Source organism: Streptacidiphilus monticola (assembly GCF_042658505.1).
In the GTDB taxonomy this organism is placed as follows: Bacteria; Actinomycetota; Actinomycetes; order Streptomycetales; family Streptomycetaceae; genus Streptacidiphilus; species Streptacidiphilus monticola.
This window is the reverse complement of record NZ_JBHSQJ010000206.1, coordinates 1-757: the sequence shown is the minus strand read 5'-3', so window position 1 is coordinate 757 and position 757 is coordinate 1. Positions and strand designations below refer to the sequence as shown.

Genomic DNA, 757 nt, shown 5'->3' with positions numbered 1-757 from the left:
CGCCCCAGCCCCAGCCCCAGCCCGAGCCCCGGCCCAGGCCCAGGCCGCGGCCTCATCGGTGAGTGAAGGGAGTATCCGGTGATCGGCGTGGTTCCGGTGCTGCTGGCCGGAGGCGCGGTCGGCGCCGGAGTGGTGATGGCGGTGGCCGGCCTGTCCCGCGGCCGCCCCGACGTCGCCGACGTCCTGGCCCGCATGGACGCCGGCCGCCTCGCCACCATCGCCCCCCGCCACGAGACGGCGGCCGGGGTGTCGGTGCTGGACCGGATCGGCGCCAAGGCCCTGGCGCAGTTCGGTGAGCAGGCGCTGCGGATCCCGCGCCGGGAGCTGGACATCCTGCGCGAGAGTCCGGCGCGGTTCGTCGGCCGCAAGGTCGCCCTCGCGCTCTACGGGCTCGCGCTGCCCACGATCGCGGTCGCGCTGCTCGCGCTCGCGGGCGTCCAGGTGCCGTTCGCGATCCCCGGGTTCGCGGCCCTGGTGGCCGCGGGGGTGTTCTGGTTCGTGCCGGACCTCAACGTCCGCGGCCGCGCCAAGGAAGCGCGGATCGAGTTCCGCGTCGCGGTGGCGTCCTACCTCGAACTCGTCTCCCTGGAACGCGCGGCCGACGCCGGCCCCACCGAGGCTTTGAAGCGGGCGGCCGCCGTCGGCGACGGCTGGGTGTTCGAACGCATCCGCGACGCCCTGCAGCGCAGCGAACTCGGTGGCATCGCCCCGTGGGAGGTGTCGGCGTACGCGTTTTCGTGCTCAGCCCCGTACGGGT

The 757-nt window shown here is 75.0% G+C and carries 1 protein-coding gene; it reads left to right on the top strand.

Annotation, left to right across the window (positions count from 1 at the left end):
- Positions 1 to 78 precede the first annotated feature (78 nt).
- The coding region (locus ACFP3V_RS31340; RefSeq protein WP_380591087.1) for a hypothetical protein at positions 79 to 757 on the top strand (679 nt) is incomplete at its 3' end.